The sequence below is a fragment of the Streptomyces sp. SCA2-17 genome, from assembly GCF_044336695.1.
Window position 1 is genome coordinate 3739092 of the sequence record NZ_CP117521.1, and the last position, 24830, is coordinate 3763921.

Here is a 24830-nt window from a genome sequence, read left to right on the forward strand (position 1 = left end):
TATGGCTGATCTTGTGGAGGGTGATGCTGAAGGCGGTGCGGGCAGTGCCGGCGGTGCGGACCGTGAGGAGCTGGCCGCCGCCCTGCGGAAAACCGTGCGCGGCGACGTCCGCTTCGGGGCCGCCGACCGCGCCCTCGTCACCATGGACGCCTCCAACTACCGGCGCGTGCCCCTGGGCGTGGTCGCCCCGCGCGACGCCGACGACGTGGCGGCCGCCCTCGCCGTCTGCCGCGCGCACGGGGCGCCGGTCGTGGCCCGCGGCGGCGGCACGTCGATCGCCGGGCAGGCCACGGGCGAGGGCGTGGTGCTCGACTTCACCCGCCACATGCACGCGATCGCGGGGATCGACCCGGAGGCCCGTACGGCCGTCGTCCAGCCCGGCGTCGTCCTCGACGCGCTGCGGGACGCGGCGGGCGCGCACGGCCTGACGTTCGGCCCCGACCCGTCCACGCACGCCCGCTGCACGCTCGGCGGCATGATCGGCAACAACGCGTGCGGCGCGCACTCCGTGGCTTGGGGGACGACCGCCGACAACGTGCACGCGCTGGACGTCCTCACGTACGCGGGCGAGCGGGCCCGGCTCGGGCGGGGATGGGACAGGCTGCCGGAGCGGCTCGCCGGCGGCCTCCGGTCCCTGGTCGGCGGCGAGTTGGCGGCGCTGCGCACCCGCTTCCCCGACCTTCCGCGCCGCATCTCCGGCTACGCGCTGGACGCCCTGCTTCCGGAGCGCGGCACCGACGTGGCCCGTGCCTTCACGGGCAGCGAAGGCACGCTCGGGGTGCTGACGGAGGCGACCGTACGGCTCGTGGAGGCGCCGCGGGCGCGCGCCTTGGCCGTGCTGGCGTACGCGGACGAGAGCGCCGCCGCGGACGCCGCCCACCTGCTCCTGCCGCACGGTCCCCTGACGGTCGAGGGCATGGCCGCCGACCTGGTGGGCGGCGCGGCCGCGGCCGGCCTGCCGGAGGGCGCGGCCTGGCTGTTCGCCGAGACGGGCGGGGCCACGGAGGCCGAGGCCCGGGCGCGGGCGGAGGAGCTCGTACGGGCCGCCGCGTCCGAGACCACGGGCGCCATGGTGGTCACGGACGCGGCCGGGCAGCGTGCCCTGTGGCGCGTGCGGGACGACGCCGCCGGCACCGCCACCCGCATGCCCGACGGCACCGAGGCCTGGCCCGGCTGGGAGGACTGCGCCGTTCCGCCCGCCCGCCTCGGCGCCTATCTGCGCGACTTCCGCGCCCTCCTGCGCCGCCACGGCCTGCGCGGCGCGCCCTACGGGCACTTCGGCGACGGCTGCATCCACGTCCGCATCGACTTCGACCTGCTCCGCGCGGACGGCGTGCGGCGCTTCCGCGACTTCTCCGGCGAGGCCGCGGAGCTGGTGGTCGCCCACGGGGGCTCCCTGTCCGGCGAGCACGGCGACGGACAGGCGCGGGCCGAACTCCTGCCGAAGATGTACGGGGCGGAGGCCGTCCGGCTCTTCGAGCGCTTCAAAGACCTCTGGGACCCCGACGGCGGCCTCAACCCGGGCATGCTCGTCCGGCCGTACGCGCTGGACGAGAACCTCCGCTTCGAGGTGCTCCCGCGGCGCCCCCTGCCGGTCGTCTTCGGCTACGCGGACGACGGCGGCGACTTCGCGGGCGCGGTGCGGCGGTGCGTGGGCGTGGCCAAGTGCCGCGAGACGACGCCGGGCGGCGCGGGCGTCATGTGCCCGTCGTACCGGGTCACGCGCGAGGAACAGCACTCCACGCGCGGCCGCGCCCGGCTCCTGCACGAGATGCTCGCCGGCGAGGTCGTCACGGACGGCTGGCGCTCGGAGGAGGTCCGCGAGGCGCTCGACCTGTGCCTGGCCTGCAAGGGCTGTCGCAGCGACTGCCCGGTCGGCGTCGACATGGCCACGTACAAGGCGGAGTTCCTCCACCACCACTACGCGGGCCGGCTGCGGCCCGCCTCGCACTACGCGATGGGGTGGCTGCCGGTGTGGCTGCGGGGGGTGGCCGCGGTCCGCGGGGCGCGTGCGGTGAACCGGCTCTCCGGCGCCGGGCCGGTGGCGGCAGCGGCGAAACGGCTCGGGGGGATCGCCCCGGAGCGGGCGATTCCGCGGCTCGCGGAGGAGACGTTTCTACGGTGGTGGGGGGAGCGGAGGCGCGCCGCGGGGGCGGTGGGCGGGTCGGTGGGCGGTTCGGCGGGCGATTCGGGCGGCGGCTCGGGCGGCGGTGCCGACCTCGTGCTCTGGCCCGACACCTTTACCCATCACCTCTCCCCGGAGACCGGCCGCGCCGCCGTGGCCGTCCTGGAGCGCGCCGGGCTCCGCATCGCCGTCCCGCCGAAGGCGCCCTGCTGCGGGCTGACATGGATCTCCACGGGCCAGCTCCACCGCGCCCGCCGCACCCTGCGCCGCACCCTCGCCCTGATGGGCCCCGCCCTCGACGCCGGCCTCCCCGTCACCGTCCTGGAGCCCAGCTGCGCGGCCGCCCTCCGCACCGATCTTCCCGAACTGCTCCCGGATGATCCGCGCGCCCACCAACTAGCGGGTAGTGTGCGAACGTTCGCCCAGTCCCTCGAGGAGCTCGCCCCGGACTGGCAGCCGCCCCGCCTGGACCGCCCCGTGGCCGGGCAGACCCACTGCCACCAGCACGCCGTCCTCGGCGACGCCGCCGAGCGCCGTCTCCGCGAGCGCGCCGGCCTGGCGGGCGAGCTGAGCGGCGGCTGCTGCGGACTAGCCGGCAACTTCGGTTTTGAGGAAGAACATTACGAAGTCTCCGTGGCCTGCGCGGAGGAGCAGCTGCTGCCCTCGCTCCAGGCGGCCGCCCTGCGCGGCGACGGCGCCGCGATCCTCGCCGACGGGTTCTCCTGCCGTACGCAGATCGCCCAGCTCGCGGGCGACGGGCCTCGTGCCGTCCACCTTGCCGAACTCCTCGCGGAGGCGATCCGTGCGGAGGGAACCCGTGCGGCCGACGGCCCGGCCGCGTAACTGGCCGAAAATAAAGGCAAGCACGCTTGATTGTTTTTGCTCGCGCTGTCACGCTCTCTCCGTCCTGACACGATCTCCCGCCTGACACGACCCCTGAGGGAGCGGCACGCAGTGACAGACCCCGCATGTCCCTTACGGACGAGCCCCTTACGGATCGGCAACGCCTCCGGCTTCTACGGCGACCGCTTCGACGCCCTCCGCGAGATGCTGACCGGCGGCCCCCTCGACGTCCTCACCGGTGACTACCTCGCCGAGCTCACCCTGCTCATCCTCGGCCGCGACCGCCTCAAGGACCCCTCCCGCGGCTACGCGAAGACGTTCCTCGGCCAGCTGGAGGAGGGCCTCGGCCTCGCCGCCGACCGCGGCGTGAAGATCGTCACCAATGCCGGCGGCCTCAACCCCGGCGGTCTCGCGGAAGCGATCCGCGGCCTCGCCCGCCGCGTCGGTGCCGACGTCCGCGTAGCCCACGTCGAGGGCGACGACCTGCTGCACGAGCCCGGCCGCGACTGGGGCCAGGACGTCCTCACCGCCAACGCCTACCTCGGCGGCGCCGGCATCGCCGCCTGTCTGCGCGCGGGCGCGGACGTCGTCGTCACCGGCCGCGTCACCGACGCCGCCCTCGTCACCGGCCCCGCCGCCGCGCACTTCGGCTGGCTCGCTGAGGACCGGGACCGGCTCGCCGGCGCCGTCGTCGCCGGGCACGTTCTGGAGTGCGGCACGCAGGCGACCGGCGGCAACTACTCCTTCTTCACCGAGCACTTCAGCGAGCACGACGCGCGCAGGCCCGGCTTTCCCATCGCCGAGATCCACTCCGACGGCTCGGCCGTCATCACCAAGCACCCCGGCACGGGCGGCGCCGTCACCATCGGCACGGTCACGGCCCAGCTCCTCTACGAGACGGGCGGCCCGCGCTACCTGGGGCCCGACGTCACCGCCCGGCTCGACACCGTCCGGCTCACGGAGGAGGGACCCGACCGCGTACGGATCAGCGGCGTCCGCGGCGAGGCCCCGCCCTCCACGCTCAAGGTGGGGCTCACGCGCGTGGGCGGCTGGCGCAACGAGGTCGTGTTCGTGCTGACGGGCCTCGACATCGAGGCCAAGGCCCGCCTCGTACGGGCGCAGATGGAGGACGCCCTCGCGAAGCGCCGGCCGGCCGAGGTCCGGTGGACCCTCGCCCGTACGGATCACGCCGACGCGGACGTGCAGGAGGAGGCCAGCGCGTTCCTCCGCCTGACGGTGCGCGACCCCGACCCGGAGGCCGTGGGCCGCGCGGTCAGCGGGGCCGCCGTCGAGCTGGCCCTGGCCGGCTACCCCGGCTTTCACGTCACCGCGCCGCCCGGGCCGGGCTCTCCGTACGGCGTGTTCGAGGCCGCGTTCGTGGACGCGTACGCCGTCCGGCATACGGCCGTGCTGCCGGACGGGACGCGGCTGCGGGTGCCTGCGGCGCCTGTGGCGGCCGCCGTAGATCCGGCGTCGGGGTCGGTCTCGCGGGCGTCCTCGGCTCCGGCGCCGGGTCCGGTCCCTGTGGAGCCGCCCGCGCTGCCCGTTCCGCTGCCGACCGGGCCCGTCCGCCGTGCCCCCCTCGGGCTCGTCGCGGGGGCCCGCAGCGGCGACAAGGGCGGCTCGGCGAACGTGGGCGTGTGGGTCCGGTCGGACCAGGCGTGGCGGTGGCTCGCCCACGAGCTCACCGGCTCCCGCTTCCGCCGGCTCCTGCCCGAGGTCGCCCGGCTGCCCGTCGAGCGGCACGTGTACCCCGGGCTGCGCGCCCTCAACTTCACCATCGACGGGCTGCTCGGCGCCGGCGTCGCCTCCCAGGCCCGCTTCGACCCTCAGGCCAAGGCGCTGGGGGAGTGGCTGCGCTCCCGGCACGTGGACATACCGGAGGTGTTGTTGTGACGGTCTTGTCGTCCTCCCTCGATGTCGCGGGCCCCGATTACGCCGCCGCCCGCGCCGCGATGCTGGAGCGGCTCGACGCGCTCGGCGCCGAGCACGCCCGGGCGCTCGCGGGGGGTGGGGAAAAGTACGTCACCCGGCACCGCGCGCGCGGCAAACTCCTCGCCCGCGAGCGTGTGGAACTGCTCCTCGACCCCGACACGCCGTTCCTTGAGCTGTCGCCCCTCGCGGGGTGGGGCAGCGACTACACGGTGGGCGCGTCGATCGTCACGGGTGTGGGTGTCGTGGAGGGCGTCGAGTGCGTCATCACTGCGAATGACCCCACCGTACGGGGCGGGGCCAGCAACCCCTGGACGCTGAAGAAGGCCCTCCGGGCGAACGAGATCGCGTTCGCCAACCGGCTGCCGGTCATCTCGCTCGTGGAGTCCGGTGGCGCCGATCTCCCCAGCCAGAAGGAGATCTTCATCCCCGGGGGCGGGCTGTTCCGGGATCTGACCCGGTTGTCGGCGGCCGGTGTGCCGACCGTGGCCGTCGTGTTCGGCAACTCGACGGCCGGCGGCGCCTACGTACCCGGCATGTCCGATCACGTGATCATGGTGAAGGAGCAGGCGAAGGTCTTCCTCGGCGGCCCGCCGCTGGTCAAGATGGCCACGGGGGAGGAGAGCGACGACGAGTCGTTGGGCGGGGCGGAGATGCACGCGGGCGTTTCCGGCCTGGCGGACCACTTTGCCGTTGATGAGCTCGATGCGTTGCGGCTCGCTCGGCGGGTTGTCAGGCGGCTTAACTGGCGCAAAGCCTCTCCTGATCCGGCGGAGGTCGTTTCTCCGCCCCTGTACGACGCTGATGAGTTGCTCGGCATTGTGCCCGGGGATCTCAAGGTTCCCTTTGATCCTCGTGAGGTGATTGCGCGGGTCGTTGACGGGTCCGACTTTGATGAGGTCAAGGCTCGGTACGGGACGAGTCTGGTGGTGGGGTGGGCCCGTCTTCACGGGTATCCCGTGGGCATCCTCGCCAACGCGCAAGGCGTTCTCTTCAGCGAGGAGTCGCAGAAGGCCGCGCAGTTCATTCAGCTCGCCAACCAGCGCGATGTCCCCCTTGTCTTCCTGCACAACACGACCGGCTACATGGTCGGGCGGGAGTACGAACAAGGCGGCATCATCAAGCACGGCGCGATGATGATCAACGCGGTGGCCAACTCCCGTGTCCCGCATCTTTCCGTGCTCATGGGTGCCTCCTACGGCGCCGGGCACTACGGCATGTGCGGGCGCGCCTTCGACCCGCGGTTCCTGTTCGCCTGGCCCAGCGCGAAGTCCGCCGTCATGGGGCCGCAGCAGCTTGCCGGGGTGTTGTCCATCGTTGCCCGGCAGTCCGCGGTGGCCAGGGGGCGCCCGTACGACGACGAAGCGGATGCCGCGCTGCGGGAGATGGTCGAGCGGCAGATCGAAGCGGAGTCGCTTGCCATGTTCCTCTCCGGGCGGCTCTACGACGACGGTGTCATCGATCCGCGCGACACGCGGACGGTGCTGGGCATGTGCCTCTCCGCCATTCACTCTGCGCCGGTTGAGGGCGTGCGGGGTGGGTTCGGTGTCTTTCGGATGTGACGGTCTTCGGGGGTGGGTTGATGATCGGGTCGGTGCTTGTCGCCAACCGGGGTGAGATTGCTTGCCGCGTGTTCCGCACGTGCCGGGAGTTGGGTATCGCCTCGGCTGCTGTGTACTCGGATGCCGATGCCGGTGCGCTGCACGTACGGGAAGCCGATGTTGCGGTCCGACTGCCCGGAACGGCCGCTGCGGATACGTATTTGCGCGGCGACGCCGTGGTCCGGGCCGCGCTCGCCGCGGGCGCGGACGCCGTGCACCCGGGGTACGGGTTCCTCTCCGAGAGCGCGGCGTTCGCACGGGCCGTCGGCGACGCGGGGCTGGTGTGGATCGGGCCGCCGCCCACCGTGATCGAGGCCATGGCCTCGAAGACGCGCGCCAAGCGGATCATGTCGGAGGCGGGGGTTCCGGTGCTGGTGGCGGGGGAGCCGCCGCTTCTCGTCAAGGCCGCTGCGGGGGGTGGGGGGCGGGGGATGCGGGTTGTTCGTGACCTTTCCTTGCTCGATGCTGAGGTCGCCTCCGCTCGGGCCGAGGCCATGGCCGCCTTTGGTGACGACGAGGTCTTCGTCGAGCCGTACGTGGAGGGCGGGCGGCACGTGGAAGTGCAGATCCTCGCCGATGTGCACGGCACGGTGTGGGCGCTCGGAACGCGGGACTGCTCGTTGCAGCGGCGGCACCAGAAGGTGATCGAGGAGGCGCCTGCGCCCGGGCTGGGCGCGCGCCTCTCGGAGGAGCTGACCCGCGCCGCGGTGGCCGCGGCGCGGGCGATCGGGTACGTGGGCGCGGGGACGGTGGAGTTCCTTGTGACGCCGGAGGGACGGCCCTTCTTTCTGGAGGTGAACACGCGGCTCCAGGTGGAGCATCCGGTGACGGAGGCGGTGTACGGGCTGGATCTCGTCGCGCTGCAGATCCGGGTGGCGGAGGGGGTGGCGCTGGGCGGGTCGCCGCCGGAGGCGGTGGGGCATGCGGTGGAGGCGCGGCTGTACGCGGAGGATCCCGGGGCGGGGTGGCGGCCGCAGGTGGGGGTGGTGCGGGCGTTGTCGGTGCCGGGTGCGGCGCCGCTTCGGGGTGCGGGTGCGGGTGCGGGTGCGTTCGGGGTCCGGGGCCGGGGGCTCCGGGGTGGGGGTCCGGGGCCGTATATTTACGGGCCCGCCCCCCGCGACGTGCCCGCGCCCTCTTCTCCTTCGGGCCCACAAATACACGTCAGCGCCCCGGACCCCCACCCCTACGCCCCCACCCCCTCCCGCCGCACCCCGACCTCCCTGTCATCCGGCCAACCTCAACGTCCGGCCGAGCTTCAACGGATGGACGAACCTCAACGTCCTGGCCCACCTCAACGTCCCGACAACCTCCAAGGGTTGGACGAACCTCAACGGGCGGGTGGGTGGGCGGAAACCCGCGCCGAAGGCGCGGGGTACCTTCGCGTGGACGCGGGCTTCGGGCCGGGCGACACCGTCACGTCTTACTATGACCCGCTGCTGGCGAAGGTGATTGTCTGGGCTCCCACCCGGCCGGAGGCCGTGCGGCGGCTGGCCCACGCGCTGGAGCGCGCCCGCATTCACGGCCCCGTGACCAACCGCGATCTTCTCGTACGGTCGCTCCGGCACGAGGAGTTCGCCGCTGGGTGCATGAATACGGCTTTCTATGAGCGGTACTTGGGCGAGCTCACCGCGCCGCGCCGTGACGGCGCAACCGCCGCCCTCGCCGCCGCGATCGCCGACGCCCAGGGACGCTCCCGGTTCGGCGGCTGGCGCAACCTTCCCTCTCAGCCGCAGGAGAAGCGCTACCGCTCCGTACCGGACGGTGAGGAGTACACCGTGCGGTACCGCCTCACCCGGCACGGCCTGGAGGCCGAAGGCGGAGTCTGTGTTCTCGAGGCGTCCCGTGGTCACGTGGTGCTGGAGGTGGGCGGGCTTCGTGTTCCTTACGACGTGTCCGCCTATGACGATCGCGTTCATGTGGACGCTCCGTCCGGCTCTTACGCCTTCATCCCTCTGCCCCGCTTTCCTGACCCCACCGCCGCGCCCGCCGAACCCGGCTCCCTCCTGGCCCCCATGCCCGGGACCGTCGTCCGCCTCGCGGACGGGGTCGCCGAGGGGGGTCCGGTCAAGGCCGGACAGGTGTTGCTGTGGCTGGAGGCCATGAAGATGGAGCACCGCGTCGTCTCGCCGGCCACCGGCACGCTCACTGCTCTGCACGCCGCCCCCGGCCACCGGGTCGAGGTCGGGTCCCTGCTCGCCGTCGTCACCGAGGAGCCGACGCCATGAGCCTCATCGAATCCCAGGAACACCGCGACCTGCGCACCGCCGTCGCCGCGCTCGGCAAGCGCTACGGGCGCGCCTACGTCACCGAAGCCGTCCGCGACGGCCGGCACCCCGACGAGCTCTGGGCCGAAGCCGGCGAGCTCGGCTACCTGGGCGTGAACCTTCCCGAGGAGTACGGGGGCGGCGGCCGCGGCATGACCGAGCTCGCCATCGTCCTGGAAGAACTCGGCGCCGCCGGTTGCCCCCTGCTGATGATGGTCGTCTCACCCGCCATCTGCGGCACCGTCATCGCCCGCTTCGGCACCGACGCACAAAAGCGGCGATGGCTGCCGGGACTGGCCGCCGGGACGCTCAGAATGGCCTTCGGCATCACCGAGCCCGAAGCCGGGTCCAATTCCCACCGCATAACGACCACCGCCCGGCGCGAGGGCGACGGGTGGGTGCTCAACGGTCGCAAAGTCTTCATCTCCGGGGTCGATGTCGCGGATGCGACGTTGATTGTGGGGCGGATGGAGGACAGGGGTACCGGGAAGCTCAAGCCCTGTTTGTTCATTGTGGAGAGGGATGTGGAGGGTTTTCTGAAGACTCCCATTCCTATGGAACTCGCTGCCGCTGAGAAGCAGTTCGAGCTTGTTTTTGACCATGTGCGGCTTGCTGCTGACTCCCTTGTCGGCGACGAAGACGCCGGGCTCCTCCAGCTCTTCGCCGGCCTCAACCCCGAGCGCATCATGACCGCCGCCTTCGCCCTCGGCATGGCCCGCTACGCCCTCGCCCGCGCCGTCGACTACGCCCGTACCCGCACCGTCTGGCGCGAGCCCATCGGCGCCCACCAGGCCATCGCGCACCCCCTGGCCCAGTCCCACATCGAGATCGAGCTCGCCCGGCTCATGATGCTCAAGGCCGCCCATCTCTACGACGCGGGCGACGACATGGGGGCCGGAGAAGCGGCCAACATGGCCAAGTACGCCGCCGCCGACGCCGCCGTCCGCGCCGTCGACCAAGCCGTGCACACCCTCGGCGGCAACGGCCTCGCGAGCGAGTACGGGCTGGCGTCCCTGCTCACCGCGGTGCGCGTGACGCGGATCGCCCCTGTCAGCCGGGAGATGATCCTCAACTACGTGTCGCACACGACGCTGGGCCTTCCCAAGTCGTACTGAGAAAGGTGGCTTCCTGTGTCGCTCGTCCGCCGCTCCTCCGAGCACGGCATCACCACCCTGACCCTGGACTCCCCGCACCATCGCAACGCCCTGTCGGCACAGTTGGTCTCCGAGCTGGTGGAAGGGCTGGTGGCGGCCGGGGAGGACGCGGGAACGCGCGCTGTGCTGCTGGCCCATACCGGCAACACCTTTTGTTCCGGCGCCGACCTGACCGAGGCCGGCGCCGACGGGCCGCAAGCTCTCGTACGGCTCATGCGTGCTGTCGTGGAGCTGCCGAAGCCCGTCGTCGCCCGGGTGGACGGTCACGCGCGGGCCGGCGGGCTCGGGCTGCTGGGTGCCTGTGACATCTCCGTGGCGGGGGAGGGCGCGACGTTCGTCTTCACCGAGGCCCGGATCGGGCTCGCGCCCGCGGTGATATCCCTGCCGTTGCTGCCGCGCCTCGACGCCCGCGCGGCCGCCCGCTACTACCTGACCGGCGAGCGGTTCGGAGCGGCCGAGGCCGTACGGATCGGGCTCGTCACCGCGGCGGAGGACGAACTGGAGGCCGTCCTGGACGGGCTGCGGCGCGGCTCGCCGCAAGGGCTCGCCGAGTCGAAGGCCCTGGCCACGGCTGGCGTGCGGCGTGCCTTCGAGCGTGATGCCGAGGCCCTCACCGCCCTGTCCGCCCGGCTCTTCGCCTCTTCCGAGGCCCGCGAGGGCATGGCCGCCTTTCTGGAGCGCAGGGAGCCGGTATGGGCCCGCTGAGCCTCCCCAAGCAGGACCGCAGCCGCGCCACCCGGCAGCGCCTCCTGGAGGCGGCCGTGGCCTGCCTCGCCGAGCGCGGCTGGGGCGGGTCGACGGTCTCCGTCGTCGCCGAGCGCGCCGGCGTCTCGCGCGGAGCCGCCCAGCACCACTTCCGCACCCGCGAGGAACTCTTCACCGCCGCCGTCGAATACGTCGCCGAGCAGCGGTCCGCGGCCGTACGGGGCCTGCTGCCCCAGGTGCAGCTGATCACCGGCCCGGCCCGTACGCACATGGCCGTCGGCCAGCTCGTGGACCTCTGCACGGGGCCGCTGTTCCGCGCCGCCCTGCACCTGTGGGTCGCCGCCGCCGACGACGACGCGCTGCGCGCCCCGGTCACCGAACTGGAAGCGCGCGTGGGCCGCGAAGTGCACCGCATGGCCGTGGAGCTCCTCGGCGCCGACGAACGCCGCCCCGGCGTCCGCGAAACCGTCCAGGGCTTCCTCGACATGTGCCGGGGCCTGGGCCTCGCCCACCTCCTGACGGACGACACCGCCCGCCGCGAGCGGGTGGTCCGGCACTGGACGGCTGTCCTCAGCGGGCTGCTGTGAGGGCGGGCGGTTGCGCCGGCCGCGCAACCGCCCCCGGGGTCAGGCCGCCGACGCCGCCTTGCCCGTGATGTCCGCGAAGCCCTCGATCTCGCGCGGGTCGCGCGAGCCCGGGCCCACGTAGCGGGCCGACGGGCGGACCAGGCGGCCCGTGCGCTTCTGCTCCAGGATGTGCGCGCTCCAGCCCGCCGTACGGGCGCAGGTGAACATCGACGTGAACATGTGCGCCGGGACCTCGGCGAAGTCCAGGACGATGGCCGCCCAGAACTCGACGTTCGTGGCGAGGACACGGTCCGGGCGGCGGTTGTGGAGCTCCTCCAGGGCCGCCTTCTCCAGGGCCTCGGCGACCTCGTAGCGCGGCGCGGCCAGCTCCCGGGCCGTGCGGCGCAGGACGCGGGCGCGCGGGTCCTCGGCGCGGTAGACGCGGTGGCCGAAGCCCATGAGGCGCTCGCCGTTGTCCAGGGCGCGCTTGACGTACGCCACGGCGTCGCCCGTGCGCTCGATCTCCTCGATCATGCCGAGGACGCGGGACGGCGCGCCGCCGTGCAGCGGGCCGGACATGGCGCCGACCGCGCCGGAGAGCGCCGCGGCCACGTCCGCGCCGGTGGAGGCGATGACGCGGGCCGTGAACGTGGAGGCGTTCATGCCGTGCTCGGCGGCGGACGTCCAGTAGGCGTCGACGGCCTTGACGTGCTTGGGGTCGGGCTCGCCGCGCCAGCGCTTCATGAAGCGCTCGACGACGGTCTCCGCCTTGTCGATCTCGCGCTGCGGCACCATCGGCAGGCCCTGCCCGCGCGCCGACTGGGCGACGTAGGAGAGGGCCATGACGGCGGCGCGGGCGAGGTTGTCGCGGGCGGTGGCCTCGTCGATGTCGAGGAGGGGCTTGAGGCCCCAGACGGGGGCCAGCATCGCGAGCGCGGACTGGACGTCGACGCGGATGTCACCCGAGTGGACGGGGATGGGGAACGGCTCGGCGGGTGGCAGGCCGGGGTTGAACGAGCCGTCGACCAGCAGACCCCAGACGTTGCCGAAGGACACCTGGCCGACCAGGTCCTCGATGTCGACGCCCCGGTAGCGGAGAGCGCCGCCTTCCTTGTCGGGTTCGGCGATCTCCGTCTCGAACGCGACGACTCCTTCGAGCCCGGGTACGAAGTCGGACATCAGGCGGCTCCTCATGACGTGTGCGACAGCTGGGGCGCGAGGCCCGGTCGGGCGCGGCTGCTGCCTGTCCCTGGTGCGGTCCGCGGTCCGTGCGTCGCTGCGTACGGCCTTGCGGGTCCCTCATCGGTCAACCGGGTCATGCCCCGTGCGACGGGTCTTCACCCGGTTCCGCGCCCGGACCCCTGACGGGCGGGCTCGTTCCGGATTCCGGCCGGAAACGATAGCCGGTGATGTGCGGGTACCACAGCTTCCCGCCCTGCGATTTTGGGGGGTTCGCCACATGCGGCGAAAGGTGATGTCCGGCACAGTGGGGGTTTTGCGCGCGGGAGGGTTACGGAGGTCCGGTCGGGGGCAAGCTCATCTGCTGCCCGGGGACGCCCCTGCTGACAGGATGGGCCCGTGACCCATGCCGACGAGTTCCCCGCCCCCGAGTTCCACGGCGGCGCGCTGGACGCCGCAGCCATGCGCGAGCAGTACCGCTCCCAGGGCCTCTCGGAAGCGGACCTCGCCCCCGATCCGTACGAGCAGTTCGCTATCTGGTTCGCCGAGGTGTTCGCCGCGGGGCTGCGGGAGCCCAACGCCATGGTCGTCTCCACGGCCGACCCCGACGGCCGGCCCAGCTCCCGGACCGTGCTGCTCAAGGGCTACGACCACCGGGGCTTCGTCTTCTACACCAACTACGGCTCCCGCAAGGCCGCCGACCTCGCGCGCAATCCGTACGTCTCGCTGCTCTTCCCCTGGCACCCGATCGGCCGTCAGGTCATCGTCGCCGGCACGGCCGAGCGCGTGGACCCGGCGGAGACGGCCGTCTACTTCCACTCGCGGCCGCGCGGCTCGCAGCTCGGGGCGTGGGCGAGCGCCCAGTCCGCCGTCGTGGCCTCGCGCGAGGAGATCGACGCCGCGTACGCGCGGCTGCTCGCCCGCTATCCGGAAGGAGAGCCGGTGCCCGTGCCGACGGGCTGGGGCGGCTATCGCGTGACCGCGGAGAGCGTGGAGTTCTGGCAGGGGCGCGAGAACAGGCTGCACGACCGGCTGCGGTATGTGAGTGAGGGCGAGAGCGGGGGCTGGCGGGTGGAGCGGCTCAGCCCGTAAGGCGATAAAGCGATAAAGCAGGCGATCCGTGGGCCGGTTACCGCCGCGCCCTGGGGCGCGGCGGTGCCGAGCGGACGACTCGGCGGCCCACGGATCGGGTGACTGCTTGGGATTGACCGGCGCATCCCCCGGCTGCAGTCCGGGAGGCTCCGGCGTTGCGCTTGGCGCGACGACGGGCGCTAGCCCGCAGTCACCTCACGCGTCCGGACTGAAATCATGTCCCGAACCACCTCCCTTCTCGTGTGCGCACCACCCTAGGAAGCGCCCCGGTGAGCGACAACCGAATTTCCGGTGGGCAACGATTTCCCCGAAGACGGTGTGGTGCCCATCACGGTCGAGTTGAATGGCCCGTCGTGCAGGACATGCAGACGCGTCCAGCTGGGGGTACCTCGTGACCGCACCACACAAGTCAGGCCCTGCCCGCCCGGCTTCCCCGGCACCCGGTGCCGGGGAAGCCGCGGGCGGCGCCGCCGAACGCGCTTCCGAACGAGCCTCCGGCAGCGACGACTCCGGCCTCCTCGCGGCGCTCCTCGACGGCATGGACACCGCGCTGTGCGCCTTCGACGCCGGCGGCACGGTCACCCACTGGAACCGCGAGGCCGAACGGATACTGGGCTGGACCGCGGCGGAGGCCGTCGGCCGGCAGGGCCTGGCCGGCTGGGCGGTGCGGGCCGCGGACGCCGCCGAGGTCGCGGCACGGCTGGCCGAGGCGATGGCGTCCCCCGGGCGGCACGTCCACGAATTCGCGCTGCTCACCAAGGACGGCGGGCGGGTGCTGGTCCGCACCCAGCTGTCGGCGGTGCCGGGCGCGGGCGAGCGGCCCGCCGGGGTGTACTGCGCGTTCAGCGAGGTGCACACCCAGATCGACCTGGAGCGCTCCATCGCGCTCAGCGAGGCCCTTTTCGGGGACGCCTCGTGGGGCGTCGTGCTCGTCGACGCCGACCTGCGGCCCGCCCTCGCCAACGCCCATGCCGCGCGGGCCCTGCGTACCGGCCGCACCGCGCTCCTCGGCCGCCCGCTCGGCGAGTTGCTGGAGCAGGGCGTGGAGGAGGTCGAGGGAGCTCTCCAGCACGTCCTCGCGGCGGGCGCCCCGCCCGCCCCTACCGACCTGTGGGTGACCCTCCGCGACCAGGGCGGCGCCCCGCCCGAGCGGCGCTGCTGGCGCAGCGGCTTCGTGCGGCTGGCCTCGCCGCTCGCCGAGGAACCGGTGCCGCTGGGGGTGGCCTGGCTGTTCCTGGACGTCACCGCCGCCCGGCTCACCGAGCAGGACAGCGCGCGGCTGCGCTTCCGCGCCAGCCAGCTGCACCGGGCGGGGCGGGCCGTCGCCGAGTGCGAGGACCCCATGGAAGCGGCCTCCCTCTACCTGGACTTCGCCCTCGCCGGCTTCGCCGACCACGCCCTGATCGACCTGCTTCCCGAGCCGCAGGCCACCCCCGACTCCCCGGTCCGGCTGATCAGGGCCACCGCCACGCCCGCGGGCACGCCGGGCCCCTGCCCGGCCATGGGCCGCGGCGGCCTCCCCGTGCCGTATCCGGAAGGGCATCCCGCCGTGCAGGCCGTCGAGCGCTGCGGCTCGGTCCGTGCGGCCTCCGACTGCACCGAGACGTGGGCCACCCTCCGCAAGTGGCCCGAAGGCACGGTCCACGCCCTCGCCACGGCCCTGCGCAGCCGCGGCCGCACGCTGGGCGCGGTCACCTTCCTCCGCGGCCCGTCCCGCCGCCCCTTCGACCGCTCGGACGCGACGTACGCGGAGGACATCGCCTGCCGGGTGGCGGCATCGATCGACTTGGCGGACCCGGCCCTTTAACCCCGCGCCCCGCCCCGCAAGGGGCGCGGGGAACTGCGCGACCAGCCACGACGGACCCGCAGCCGGACCACCGGCACCGCACCCGTACCCCCGCCCCGCGCACTGTCACCGGTGACGGAAGAAGATCCTGTCCCCGTACTCCTCCAGCAGCCGCCCGTTCCAGTCGTGTCCGCCGTCGACGTTCCCCGAGCGCAGCATCGGCGGGTCGATGCCGCGGGCGGCGAGTTCGCCCGCGGCGGCCGCGACGACCGCCTGCATCAGGGCGCTGGTGACGACCGTCGACGCGGGGCCGAAGGGGGCCGCGATGTTGTCCGCCGTGAGCTCCGCGTCCCCGATGTCGATCTTGCTGTCGATGACGAGGTCGCAGTGGTCCTTCAGGAAGGTGCCCGACGCGTGGCGGGACTTGGTGTGCTCGGCGTAGGCGAGGGAGGTGACGCCGATGACGCGGACGCCCAGCGCGCGAGCGTTCATGGCCATCTCGACGGGCAGGGAGTTGCGGCCGGAGAGGGAGATGACGACCAGGACGTCGCCGGCCTGGACGGGGCTGGTGTCGAGGACCGCGCCGGCCAGGCCGTCGACGCGCTCCAGGGCGCTGCCGAGCGTGGCCGGCATGACGTCGAGGCCGACGACGCCGGGGACAGCGAGGAGGTTGATCAGGGCGAGGCCGCCCGCGCGGTAGACGACGTCCTGGGCGGGGAGCGCGGAGTGGCCCGCGCCGAAGACGAAGAGCCGGCCGCCGCCGGCCACGGTGTCGGCGAGCAGCGCCGCCGCGGCCGCGATGGGCTCGGCCTCCTCGTCGCGCACCCGCTGGAGCAGCCCGATCGCGGCGTCGAAGAACTGCCCGGCCAGCTTGTTCTCGCTCATCGCTGCGGGGCTCCTTAGATCGAGATCCGGTGGCGCGTACGGTCTGGGCGTACGCTCGTGGCGCGGATCACGTTGCGGTCTGGACCACGGCCCTGTCAATACGGCGGGCGGGCCGGGGCCGTACCCGCCACCGTTGTCGGTGTCATGCGTCAGAATTGGGGCCAGGGGCCACGCGCACGACTTATCGAGGGGCACGCATGTCCGGACTGATCGACACCACGGAGATGTATCTCCGCACCATTCTCGAGCTGGAGGAGGAGGGTGTGGTCCCCATGCGTGCCCGGATCGCCGAGCGGCTCGACCAGAGCGGCCCGACGGTCAGCCAGACCGTGGCACGCATGGAGCGCGACGGCCTGGTGTCCGTCGCGGGCGACCGGCACCTGGAGCTCACGGAGGAGGGCCGCCGGCTGGCCACGCGCGTCATGCGCAAGCACCGCCTCGCCGAGTGCCTGCTGGTCGACGTGATCGGCCTGGAGTGGGAGCAGGTCCACGCCGAGGCCTGCCGCTGGGAGCACGTGATGAGCGAGGCCGTGGAGCGCCGCGTGCTGGAGCTCCTGCGCCACCCCACCGAGTCGCCGTACGGCAATCCCATCCCGGGCCTGGAGGAGCTGGGCGAGAAGGCCGAGCCGGACCCGCTGCTCAATGAGGACATGGTCAGCCTGATGGACCTGGACGCCGGGTCCGACGGCAAGACCGTCGTCGTACGCCGGATCGGTGAGCCCATCCAGACGGACGCCCAGCTGATGTATTCGCTGCGGCGCGCGGGCGTGCAGCCCGGTGCGGTGGTCAGCGTGACGGATTCGGCCGGCGGCGTGATCGTCGGCAGCAGCGGCGAGGCCACGGAGCTGGAGCCGGACATCGCGGCGCACGTCTTCGTCGCCAAGCGCTGAGCTCTTACTGCCGGACCACTGCGAGACGCCGGGGCCGCCGCCTCGCGTCTCCCTCACGCCCCGCCGGCCCGGGCTGCCCCGCGCAGCCCGCCGCGGGGCGTCTTGCTGCGCCAACTCCCTTGAATCTGGCTGGAGTCGGCGGAACGGGCACGGAGCCGCCCCGGCCGTGCCACGCTGTCGCTGGCGCGCATATGCGCGGCACGCCGCTGTCTCGGGGAGGGGGGCTGCGATGAGGCCGGCGGGGCGTGACGAGGGCCCCGGCGCCCTTCCGGGCAGCCGGGGCCCTGCCTCCCCATTTACCCCCGTGGCGACCCGGAGCCCCGAGCTCCCAGGGTCCGCCCCGCGGACCTTCTTCCCCGAGCAGTCCGCGCCCAGGTCGATTAATCCCCTGGGTGCCGCCGGTCAACCCTTCCCTGAGGTCACTCGAACGAGGGGTGTTGTGCGCGTTGAGCCTGTATTCGAATCTGAGTTCGATATCGTGATCGTGGAGCTGCTCGGGGAAGAGTAGGAGGTGCCAGGGCTCATGGTTCGGCGCATCGACGTGAGTGGGAGCGGCGGGGTGCGGCTCGCGGCCTGGGAGTTCGCCGATCCGCCCAAGCAGCCCTGCGGGGCGGGGGGAGCCGGTGAGGCCGCGAGGCGCGGCCCCGGCGCGGTCCTGATGCTCCACGGCCTGATGGGCCGCGCCGCGCACTGGGCGGAGACCGCCCGCTGGCTGTCCGGCCGGCACCGCGCGGTCGCCCTCGACCAGCGGGGCCACGGCCGCAGCGAGCGCCCGGCGGAGGGCCCGTACACCCGCGACGCCTATATCGCCGATGCCGTGGCCGTGATCGAGTCCCTGGAGCTCGCCCCCGCCGTCCTGATCGGTCACGCCATGGGCGCGCTCACCGCCTGGCAGGTCGCGGCCCGCCGCCCCGACCTGGTCCGCGCCCTGGTCATCTGCGACATGCGGGCGTCCGCGCTGGGCGCCGCCACCCAGCGCGAGTGGGGCGAGTGGTTCCGCTCCTGGCCGGTCCCCTTCGCCACGCTCGCGGACGTCCGCAAGTGGTTCGCCGAGGGCGACCCCACCCTGGAGCGCCCCCGGCCCGCCCGCGGTGACTATTACGCCGAGATCATGGCCGAGCGCGCCGACGGCTGGCGTCCGGCCTTCTCCCGCCGCCAGATGCTCCAGGCCCGCGAGACCTACGCCCACGACGCGCACTGGGAAGAGCTCGCCCTCGTCGAGTGCCCGGCCCTCGTCGTCCGCGGCCCCGACAGCGAGCTCGGCCGCGCCGAGGCCCAGGAGATGGTCCGCGTCCTGCCCCGCGGCACGTACGCCGAGATCTCCGACGCGGGCCACCTCGTCCACTACGAACAGCCCGAGGGCTGGCGCCGCGCCGTGGAGTCGTTCCTGGAGTCGGTCCTGCCGGCGTAGGCGGCGGAGCCGGCCCGTGCGGGCGCACGGGGGGTGCTGCACATTAATTCAACAAGCGTTGACATATCTCGGGCGCGGGTGTGCACTGGCAGTAAGGCCAGATGCCCGCACGAGCCATGAGCCACGAGCCATCCGAGGTGCCGTCATGTCGTCCTCGCTCTCCTCCCAGGCCGCCCCCGTCCCTGCCCCTGCCGACGTCCTCGTCGTCGGCGCCGGTCCCACCGGGCTGCTGCTCGCCGGGGATCTCGCCGCCGCCGGCGTGCGGGTGACGCTGGTGGAGAAACGGGCTCAGGAGTCGAACCTCACCCGGGCGTTCGCCGTGCACGCGCGCACGCTGGAGACCTTCGACGCCCGCGGCATCGCCGAGGCCCTGATCGCCACCGGGTCCTTCAACCCGGGCGTGCGGTTCTTCGGCCGCGGGGGGATCGACATGACCCGGCTGCCCACCCGCTTCCCCGGCGTCCTGCTCACGCCGCAGTACGAGACGGAGCGGGTGCTGGAGGAGCGGGCCCTGAAGGCCGGGGCCGTGCTGCGGCGCGGCGCCGAGGTCACCGGGCTGCGCCAGGACGCGGACGGCGTCGACGTCGAGCTCCGCACCGCCGGCGGCGCGACCGAGACCCTGCGCGCCGCCTACGCCGTCGGCACCGACGGCGTGCGCAGCGCCGTCCGCAAGGCGCTCGGCCTGCCCTTCCCCGGGAAGTCCGTGCTCCGGTCCGTCATGCTCGCCGACGTGCGCCTCGACACCGAGCCGCCGGGGCTGCCGGCCTTCCGGGGCGTCAAGGAAGGCTTCGCCTTCCTCGTGCCCTTCGGCGACGGCTACTACCGCGCCATCGTCTGGGCGCACGGCTCGGACCTGCCGTCCACCGCCCCCGTCGACTTCGAGGAGCTCAAGGCCGTCACCCGGGCCGCCTTCGGCACCGACTTCGGCATGCACGACCCGCGCTGGACCTCGCGCTTCCACAGCGACGAGCGGCAGGTGCCGCGCTACCGTGCGGGCCGCGTCTTCCTCGCCGGCGACGCCGCCCACGTCCACTCGCCCGCCGGAGGCCTCGGCATGAACACGGGCCTCCAGGACGCCGCCAACCTCTCCTGGAAGCTCGCCGCCGTCCTCAAGGGCACGGCGCCCGAATCCCTGCTCGACAGCTATCACGACGAGCGCCACCCCGTCGGCAAGCTGGTGCTGCGCGTCAGCGGCGCCATCGTGCGGGGCGTCCTGCTCACCTCGCCCGTCACCCGCCGCCTGCGCGACGCGGCCGCCGTGGCCGCCATGTCCCTCCCGTTCGCCGCGGACCGCGGCGCCCTCGTGGTCTCCGGCATCGGCATCGGCTATCCCGCCCCGCCCGGAGCCCACCCGCTCACCGGGCAGCGGGCGCCCGACCTGCCGCTCGCGGAGCGCGCGGGCGAGCCCACTCGCCTGTACGAGGCGCTGCGCGCCGGGACGCACGTGCGCGTGCTGCCGCGCGAGGCGGGCGCATCGCCCCAGCAGGAGACGGGCGTCACCACGGTCACCCGCGCCGACGCCCGTCGCACGGCCCTTCTCGTACGGCCCGACGGGTACGTGGCCGAGGCGCGCGAGCTCGGCTGACCTCCCCGGCGCGAAGGCCGGTCCGCGCCCGGGCCCTTACGGCGCCCGTCTACGACGCCCATCGCAGTGCGCGCAGTGCGCGTCACCTGCGGCGGGCGTCCGCCGCATCCCGTCCGCACGCGTAGGCGAGCGCGCTCACCAGCTCGTCCGCGTCCGGCAGCCAGCGGTTGGCGACCGTGGGCTGGCGCGCCCACTGCACCGAACCGCGCGTCCCCACGCGGGTGGGCGGCGCGACCACGTAGTCGCCCTCGCCGCGCGCGATGAGATCCAGCGACGTCGGGTGCCAGCCCAGCTTCCGGGCGGCGTCCCCGACCTTCAGCGCCCCGCCGGGCAGCACGAAGAACAGCATCCGGCGGAACGGGGTGCACGTGATGGGCCCCAGCTGGACGTTCATCCGCTCCATCCGGGCCAGCGCCAGGCAGCCCGCCGTCTCCGGGACGTCCAGCGCGTCGAACGTGCGGCCCGTCGGAAGCAGGACCGAAGCGGCGGGCTGCTGCTCCCACATGCGGCGGATGGCGACCGCGCTGCCGGTGGCCTGCGTGGCCCAGTCCGGGCGGTCCGGGTGCGCACCGGGGGAGGGGCAGCCGAGATCACCGCACGAGCAGTACTCCCGTCCCTCCTCCACCGTCAGCCACGTGCCGCCGAATACGTCCCAGTGCCGCTCCTCCGCGTACCTGACAGCGGCGTCCAGCAGTTGCTCGCTGCGCTGTTGGGGGAGGTGCGGGGCTCCTACTGCGATGGTCTCTTCCACGCCCATCACAACTCCCCTTGTCACGAGGGGTTACGGCTCAGGCTCACGCTTGTGGGCGGTGCCAGGGCATGCACGTGGGGCGCACGGATGCATGTACGGGGGCGCAGACGCGGGTTGGCCGCCGAGGGTGGGTAGCCACCTGTCCGGCGACGGGGCGAGACCGTCATTGTCTGGCCATTGCCGCCTTTGCTGTCATTACCGGTAAGTCCGCATTCTCCGGACATTCAGGGGGCAAAGATCACAGGGGAAGACGCAGTCAGCAGCGCAGCAGTCAGTGTCAGCTGTCACAGCTTCTCCGCATTCCGCGGCGGACCGCGCCGCGAACGCTTAGCAGTCCCAGGGGGTACAGCATGGCCGCACGGCCACTCGTGGCGCGGCAGCCGAACGAACGGCTGCAGGCGCTCATTCAGGAAGCCGCCTGTTCCAACGCGGGCCTCGCCCGGCGCGTCAATATGTGCGGCGCCGAGCACGGGCTCGACCTGCGCTACGACAAAACGTCCGTAGCCCGCTGGCTGCGCGGCCAGCAGCCGCGCGGGCGCGCCCCGGCCATCATCGCCGAGGCGCTCGGCCGCAAGCTCGGGCGCACCGTCACCATCGACGAGATCGGCATGGCGAACGGCAAGAACCTCGCCTCCGGCGTCGGCCTCCAGTTCTCGCCCACCGTGCTCGGCGCGATCGAGCAGGTGTGTGAGCTGTGGCGCAGCGACGTCGGGCGCCGGGACTTCCTCAGCGGGACGTCCGTCGCCTCGTCCGCACTCGTCGAACCGAGCCGTGACTGGCTCATCACCGGGGCCGATCCGCAGGTCGCGCGGAACGCGGGGGCGCGGGTCGGGGCTTCCGACGTGGATGCTGTGCGAGCTACCACGGAGGCGCTCGTTGAGCTCGATCACCGGTACGGCAGTGGGCATGTGCGGCCCGTTGTCGTGCACTACCTCAACAGCGTCGTTTCCGGGCTGCTCGCCGGGTCCTACCGGGAGTCCGTGGGGCGCGAACTGTTCGCCGCCGTCGCACGGTTGACCGAGCTCGCCGGGTACATGGCAGTCGACACCGGCCAGCCCGGGCTCGCCCAGCGGTACTACATCCAGGCGCTGCGTCTCGCCCAGGCTGCGGGGGACCGTGGGTACGGGGGGTATGTGCTGGCCGCCAGCATGAGTCACCTGGCGGCGTCGCTGGGAAACCCGCGGGAGATCGCGCAGTTGGCGAAGGCCGCGCAGGAGGGGGCTCGGGGGCACGTCACGCCGCGGGCCGAAGCGATGTTCTACGCGGCGGAGGCGCGGGGGCATGCGCTGCTCGGCGACGCCCGCTCCTGCCAGGTCGTCGCGGCCAAGGCCACGGCCAAGCTGGAGGAGGCCGGGGAGCCGTCCGCGGACTCCGGTGACCCGGCTTGGATCCGGCACTTCGACCAGGCCTACCTGGCGGACGAGCTGGCGCACTGCCACCGCGACCTCGGGCAGGCCGAGCAGGCCCGCCGGCACGCGGAGGACGCCATCGCCGGGCACGCGGAGGGGCGGGTGCGCAGGCGCGCCATCGGCATGCTGCTGCTGGCCGCGGCGCAGGTCCAGCAGCGGGACGTGGACGAGGCGTGCGCGACGGGGGTCCGGGCGCTGGATCTGCTGGGGACGCTGAGGTCCAACCGGGGGGCGGAGTATCTGGAGGACTTCCAGCAGCGGCTGGCTCCTTACCGGGAGGAGCCGGTCGTGCGGGAGTTCGGGGCGCGGTTGGAGGTGCAGGCGGCTTAGTTGTCCGGTGCGGGCGCGTTGTCCGGTGCGGGCCGCGTGGCGTGGGGGTGCGGGCCCGTTGTCCGGTGCCGGGCGGCGGGGGCTCCGGGGTGTTCCGGAATCGGATATTTACGGGCGGGAACCGTCAGTCGCAGACGTACCCGGAACCTCGCCCACAAATATCCGGCAGCATTCCGGAACACCCCTGCGCCCCCGCCGCCCTCCCCGCCGTCTCCTGCCGCATGGCCCTGCCGTGCGGTGACCCGGTAGCGTGGCCGCGCTATCGATAAGTTGCCGTACAGCTTGAGGAGTCCCGGTGACGCAGAGCGGACAGGGCAACGCGCCTCAGCCGGCCGCCGGCCGGCCCTGGGGCGAGCCGTGGGGTCCCGACGCACAGCGCGCCCCCCTGCCGCCCGAGATGCCGCCGGGCGGCCCCGCGCGCCCCGGCGACTCCGAAGCCACCCAGTACCTGCCGCCCGTCCTGGGTACCTCTGCCCCTGGGCCTGCTGCACCGGACCCTTCCTCCGAGGCCACTCAGTACTTGCCGCCGGTCGCTTCCGGGCCGCTGCCCGGTGCACCGCGGCCGCCCGCTCCTTATGCCCAGGGGGCCGCACGGGGCGACGAGCCCGCTACCCAGTACCTGCCGCCCGTCAGCAGTGACGATTCTGCTGCCGCCGCCACCCAGTACTTGCCGCCCGTCAGTGGGGGCCGCCCCGCGGGTGGGGATTCCGCTGCCGCTACGCAGTATCTGCCGCCTGTGGGTGGTGGGGCGCCTGCTTCTGCTTCCGGGGATGCTTCCGCTGCTGCCGCTACGCAGTATCTGCCGCCTGTTTCCGGCGGTGGTTCCGGTGGCGGGGATTCCGCCGCTGCTACGCAGTACCTGCCCCCCGTCGCCGGAGGCGGACCCGTACCGCCGCCCCCCTATCAGTCGCCGCTCGGCGGTGCCCCCGCTCAGGGCGAGCGGCCTCCGCCCTCCGAGTTCGACGGGCTGTTCCGGGCCTCCGCGGCCTCCGCCGCCGCCTCCGGGGGCGCCGCCCCCGGGCACGTACCGCCGCCGCGTGCCCCGCACGTGGCGGGTCCGCACGTGGCGGCCCCGCAGCCCGCTCCCGTCTCCCCGGCCCCTCGGCGGAAGCTGCCCACCGCGGCCATCGTCGGCATCGTCGTCGCCGGCTGTGCCGTCGCCGGGCTTGCTGCCGGTGCGCTGCTCAGTGGCGGGGGAGACGAGAAGAAGGACACCCCGCAGAACGCCGCCGTCAGCTCCGAGGCGCCCGGCGACGCGCCCAAGGGTGACGACGGCGGCAAGAAGGAGCCGTCGGCCGATCCGGCGGATCCGGCGATCGCCCAGGCCAAGGCCCTGGACGCCCTGCTGAAGGACAGCAACAACAGCCGCGACGCCGTGATCAAGGCCGTCGACTCGACCCGCAGCTGCAAGGACCTGGACAAGTCCGCGTCCGACCTGCGCGACGCCGCCAAGCAGCGCGACGGCCTCGTCACCCGGCTCCAGAAGACCGCGATCGACAAGCTGCCCAACAGCGCACAGCTGTCGGCGCAGCTGACCAAGGCGTGGCAGTCGTCCTCCTCCGCGGACAGCCACTACGCCGCGTGGGCGGGTGAGGTGGGCGGCAAGCACGGCTGCATCAAGGGGCACGCGCGCCCTTCGGGTGAGAGCGCCGCGGGTGACCGCGCCAGCGGCGACGCCACGGCCGCCAAGAAGGCGGCCGCGGATCTCTGGAACCCGATCGCGAAGAAGTACGGGCTGTCGCAGCACTCGTGGGCCCAGCTCTGAGGGTGACTCCCGGGGTCTCGGGCCCGATGTCAGTGGGGGAACGTACGATCGATTGCTATGCAGGGTTCGGAGAAGTCTTCCCGCCGCGGCCGCCGCTCGACCACCATGGACGGCATGCCGCTCAATGACATGCCGTGGTGGCGCTGGCGTGCGCAGGTGCGCTCGGCGCTGCACATGCTCTCGGACCCGGTCTTCCAGCGCGAGCGCTGGCTCGCCGGCGACGAGGGCTTCGGGGATGTGACGGACGCCGTCTACCGCCTCGTCGAGGACACCTGGCTGGACAACTGGTCGGCCGAGAAATACATCGGGACGATCTTCCGCGACTCGGGCGAGGCCGCGCTCGTCGACCTCGCCGTGCTGCGCGTCCTGCGGATCATGCACCAGGTCGGGCCGGACGCCCCCGTCTCGGCGTATCTGGAGCACCACGGCTGGCCGGAGGCCGTCCGGGCCGCCCGGGAGGCGCACGTACGGCTCGCGCTGAACGACGGCGACGAGCCGGAGGCCCCGCCGCGCCCGCTGGAGGTGCTGGAGCGGCTCACGCAGGTGCGCTGAGCCGC

General features: G+C 73.2%; 18 protein-coding genes. 15 read left to right on the forward strand and 3 right to left on the reverse strand.

Annotation, left to right across the window (positions count from 1 at the left end):
- Window position 1 precedes the first annotated feature (1 nt).
- The 7 genes from PS271_RS16935 (at window position 2) to PS271_RS16965 (ending at window position 11211) form a co-directional block, all read left to right on the forward strand.
- Window positions 2-2968, forward strand: coding sequence for an FAD-binding and (Fe-S)-binding domain-containing protein (locus PS271_RS16935; RefSeq protein ID WP_398382679.1), 2967 nt, complete (start codon window positions 2-4; stop codon window positions 2966-2968).
- Window positions 2969-3172: 204 nt separating this feature from the next.
- On the forward strand, window positions 3173-4864 hold the full coding sequence (locus tag PS271_RS16940) for an acyclic terpene utilization AtuA family protein (RefSeq protein ID WP_398386894.1): 1692 nt from the start codon (window positions 3173-3175) through the stop codon (window positions 4862-4864).
- On the forward strand, window positions 4861-6462 hold the full coding sequence (locus PS271_RS16945) for an acyl-CoA carboxylase subunit beta (protein WP_398382680.1): 1602 nt from the start codon (window positions 4861-4863) through the stop codon (window positions 6460-6462). The genes PS271_RS16940 and PS271_RS16945 overlap by 4 nt, the downstream gene beginning before the upstream one ends.
- A gap of 20 nt (window positions 6463-6482) precedes the next feature.
- Window positions 6483-8726 (forward strand): ATP-binding protein, encoded by a 2244-nt coding sequence (locus PS271_RS16950; protein WP_398382681.1) that lies wholly within the window; start codon window positions 6483-6485, stop codon window positions 8724-8726.
- Complete coding sequence (locus tag PS271_RS16955) at window positions 8723-9880, forward strand: acyl-CoA dehydrogenase family protein (RefSeq protein WP_398382682.1); 1158 nt, start codon at window positions 8723-8725, stop codon at window positions 9878-9880. Before PS271_RS16950 ends, PS271_RS16955 begins: the two co-directional genes overlap by 4 nt.
- 15 nt (window positions 9881-9895) lie before the next feature.
- On the forward strand, window positions 9896-10624 hold the full coding sequence (locus PS271_RS16960; RefSeq protein ID WP_398382683.1) for an enoyl-CoA hydratase family protein: 729 nt from the start codon (window positions 9896-9898) through the stop codon (window positions 10622-10624).
- Entirely contained in the window at window positions 10612-11211 is a 600-nt protein-coding gene (locus PS271_RS16965) for a TetR/AcrR family transcriptional regulator (protein ID WP_398382684.1), read from the forward strand. The genes PS271_RS16960 and PS271_RS16965 overlap by 13 nt, the downstream gene beginning before the upstream one ends.
- Window positions 11212-11250: 39 nt before the next feature.
- On the opposite strand, the gene PS271_RS16970 is transcribed toward PS271_RS16965, so the two are convergent.
- Window positions 11251-12369, reverse strand: a complete 1119-nt coding sequence (locus tag PS271_RS16970) for a citrate synthase 2 (protein ID WP_398382685.1) — start codon at window positions 12367-12369, stop codon at window positions 11251-11253.
- 462 nt (window positions 12370-12831) lie between these two features.
- On the opposite strand from PS271_RS16970, the gene pdxH reads away from it, so the two are divergent.
- Both pdxH and PS271_RS16980 read left to right on the forward strand, forming a co-directional pair.
- Window positions 12832-13461, forward strand: coding sequence for a pyridoxamine 5'-phosphate oxidase (gene pdxH / locus PS271_RS16975; protein WP_398386895.1), 630 nt, complete (start codon window positions 12832-12834; stop codon window positions 13459-13461).
- Window positions 13462-13852: 391 nt separating this feature from the next.
- Window positions 13853-15268: a PAS domain-containing protein gene (locus PS271_RS16980; RefSeq protein ID WP_398382686.1), complete on the forward strand. Its 1416-nt coding sequence runs from the start codon at window positions 13853-13855 to the stop codon at window positions 15266-15268.
- 105 nt (window positions 15269-15373) lie between these two features.
- Here PS271_RS16980 and PS271_RS16985 read toward each other — a convergent pair whose 3' ends face one another.
- Complete coding sequence (locus PS271_RS16985) at window positions 15374-16132, reverse strand: SIS domain-containing protein (RefSeq protein WP_398382687.1); 759 nt, start codon at window positions 16130-16132, stop codon at window positions 15374-15376.
- A 197-nt stretch (window positions 16133-16329) separates the two neighbouring features.
- Here PS271_RS16985 and PS271_RS16990 point away from each other — a divergent pair, with 197 nt between their 5' ends.
- From PS271_RS16990 to PS271_RS17000, 3 genes are all read left to right on the forward strand, one after another.
- Window positions 16330-17022 carry an iron-dependent transcriptional repressor DtxR gene (locus tag PS271_RS16990; RefSeq protein WP_030369085.1) on the forward strand — a complete coding sequence of 231 codons (693 nt, stop codon included), beginning with the start codon at window positions 16330-16332 and terminating at the stop codon, window positions 17020-17022.
- A 523-nt stretch (window positions 17023-17545) separates the two neighbouring features.
- A complete protein-coding gene (locus PS271_RS16995) occupies window positions 17546-18433 on the forward strand; it encodes an alpha/beta fold hydrolase (protein WP_398382688.1) in 888 nt (295 codons plus the stop codon).
- A 145-nt stretch (window positions 18434-18578) separates the two neighbouring features.
- On the forward strand, window positions 18579-20018 hold the full coding sequence (locus PS271_RS17000) for an FAD-dependent monooxygenase (protein WP_398382689.1): 1440 nt from the start codon (window positions 18579-18581) through the stop codon (window positions 20016-20018).
- Between the two features lie 82 nt (window positions 20019-20100).
- On the opposite strand, the gene PS271_RS17005 is transcribed toward PS271_RS17000, so the two are convergent.
- Window positions 20101-20775: a bifunctional DNA primase/polymerase gene (locus PS271_RS17005; RefSeq protein WP_398382690.1), complete on the reverse strand. Its 675-nt coding sequence runs from the start codon at window positions 20773-20775 to the stop codon at window positions 20101-20103.
- Window positions 20776-21119: 344 nt separating this feature from the next.
- Between PS271_RS17005 and PS271_RS17010 the strand changes: the two genes are divergently transcribed.
- The 3 genes from PS271_RS17010 to PS271_RS17020 all read left to right on the forward strand — a co-directional run bounded on the left by PS271_RS17010 (window position 21120) and on the right by PS271_RS17020 (window position 24825).
- Entirely contained in the window at window positions 21120-22508 is a 1389-nt protein-coding gene (locus PS271_RS17010; protein ID WP_398382691.1) for an NsdA family TPR-like regulatory protein, read from the forward strand.
- Window positions 22509-23571: 1063 nt separating this feature from the next.
- Window positions 23572-24273: a hypothetical protein gene (locus tag PS271_RS17015; RefSeq protein WP_398382692.1), complete on the forward strand. Its 702-nt coding sequence runs from the start codon at window positions 23572-23574 to the stop codon at window positions 24271-24273.
- 57 nt (window positions 24274-24330) lie between these two features.
- Window positions 24331-24825 carry an SCO4402 family protein gene (locus PS271_RS17020; protein ID WP_398382693.1) on the forward strand — a complete coding sequence of 165 codons (495 nt, stop codon included), beginning with the start codon at window positions 24331-24333 and terminating at the stop codon, window positions 24823-24825.
- The last annotated feature ends 5 nt before the right edge of the window (window positions 24826-24830 follow it).